General features: G+C 57.4%; 1 protein-coding gene and 1 pseudogene. One reads left to right on the plus strand and one right to left on the minus strand.

Translation table 11 applies throughout. The features are described 5' to 3' along the window. Positions 1-336 (plus strand): annotated as a pseudogene (locus ACH2EH_RS07170) (hypothetical protein); the annotation flags it as partial. Between the two features lie 89 nt (positions 337-425). Here ACH2EH_RS07170 and ACH2EH_RS07175 read toward each other — a convergent pair. After that, a partial coding sequence (locus tag ACH2EH_RS07175) for a bifunctional serine/threonine-protein kinase/formylglycine-generating enzyme family protein (protein ID WP_395140295.1) occupies positions 426-1943 on the minus strand: 1518 nt, incomplete at its 5' end.

Genomic DNA, 1943 nt, shown 5'->3' on the forward strand with positions numbered 1-1943 from the left:
TTTGTTTTATTGGGACTAAAATACGACGAAACCTTTGTGGAGAAGATCATGAGCCGAAATGTACTGGAACTATCCTCGACCTATCAAGCCGTCTTGAAAGAAGGCAGACAAGAAGGACTACGCGAGGGTAGGCAAGAAGGTAGGCAAGAGGGCAAACAAGAAGGCACTCTTGAAGAAGCCCGTGAGATGCTGCTGCGCTTCGGGCGGCGGCGCTTGGGCGAGGCGGACGAGGCGACCCGTGCGTTTCTGGAGAGTATCACGTCGGTGGAGACACTGGAAAGCTTCGCGGATCGCCTGTGGGACATCGAGACCTGGCAAGAGCTACGCAACCCGTAGTAGCCTCGCTGCGCTTCTTACCTTCCCCCGTCCTCGTTCCTCGTCCGACCCTATTCGCAGCAAAGAGGGTCACGAGTGGTGCGAGGCAATTAAGGCACGGGGAGAGGGGAAGACAGACGGAAACCGCAGTTGCCACCGCTCCGGTTGTCGGGCGAACCCCAGCCCCGGACCGCGCAGCGGAAGCCATCCGTCCTGTTGTCGTACCAGGAGCCGCCGCGAGCTACCCGATACTTCTTCTCACTATCGTACCAATCCGAACACCACTCCCACACATTGCCCGCCATATCGTAAAGGCCAAACGACCCCGCAGGAAAACTACCGACAGGGGCGGTACCGCCTGCATCACCAGGCGTCTTCTTGCTACACTGGCACTTGTTCGCATCCCACATATCGCCCCACGGATACACGCGGCCATTGCTCCCGCTCGCCGCAAACTCCCACTGAAGCTCACCAGCAAGCACAAGACCCGCCCAGTCCGCGTAGGCTTTGCAATCCTCCCAACTCACGTTCACTATCGGGTGCTCCAGAACCGAGTCCCAGCCCTTCGCCCAGACGGGATAATCGTCGGGCAGCTCCGGCATTGTGCCACCGAGCTTCGTATCCGCATACTCCTTCCACATTCCCACCGTCACCGGCGTGCGTCCCATCCGAAAGGTAGCAATCTTAGTCTCGCTAAAAACAGCCTCATCGCCCACTTTCACCCGCTCCATCTTTCCCGTCAGGCCCGCAACAAATCCTTTCGCAGCCCGATTTTCATACACAGGCTTTGTCCCCGTTTGTTGCTTGAGAACACCAGCAGGAATCTGCACAAGCTGCGCTTTGTAGGTTTCGAGTAGGGGGAGCCTCCCGGTTGGTTCCTGCTTCACGAAGGGTTTGGGGATAGGGGCAGGATTAGGCAGCGGTGCTTGGAGTGCGACTCGAAAGGTGCTTGCAGTGGGGAAGCGCTGATCCAGGGGAACCAAAACATGAGTGAGCAAAGCTGCGATTTCTCTATCCGGCGGCGCGGCGTATTGGCATGGAGTAATCGCATTTGCCCAAGCGAAGGGGTTGCTGGACTGGGCCGCCTCAACGGTGAAGGGAAGCCGGGCAGTAACAAGTTGATAGAGCATCACCCCAACAGCCCACAGATCCGCGCGTAGGTCGAGCTTATGCGGCGGCTGGAAGAACTCGGGCGGGGCGAACGGGTAGGTCACTCCCATAGCGGTGCCCATGCTGTGCGTCCCTAGTGTACGAGCGACGCCAAAATCAACCAGACGGATACTGCCATCCGTGCCGCGCATCACATTGCCCGGCTTGATGTCACTGTGTAAAATATTCTGGCTATGGGCAAACTCAAGCGCCACAAGAACCTCACCCGTAATCGCAAGCGCTTCGGATTTACTCAGCGTTCCTTTGCTCGCCAGATACTCCGAGAGCGTCTGTCCCTCAATCCAGTCCATAACCATCCCCACAAACGTATCGCCCTCGATAATGTCGTAGATCTGCACGATATTGGGGTGGCTGCCCAGTTTGACTAACAGCCGTGCTTCACGAATAACGGACTGCCGCTCCGCATCGTCTTTGACCCGCACTTTCTTAAACGCCCGTTGCACCTCAAGTGTCGTATC

This window comes from Armatimonas sp. (assembly GCF_043760365.1).
Lineage (GTDB): Bacteria > Armatimonadota > Armatimonadia > Armatimonadales > Armatimonadaceae > Armatimonas.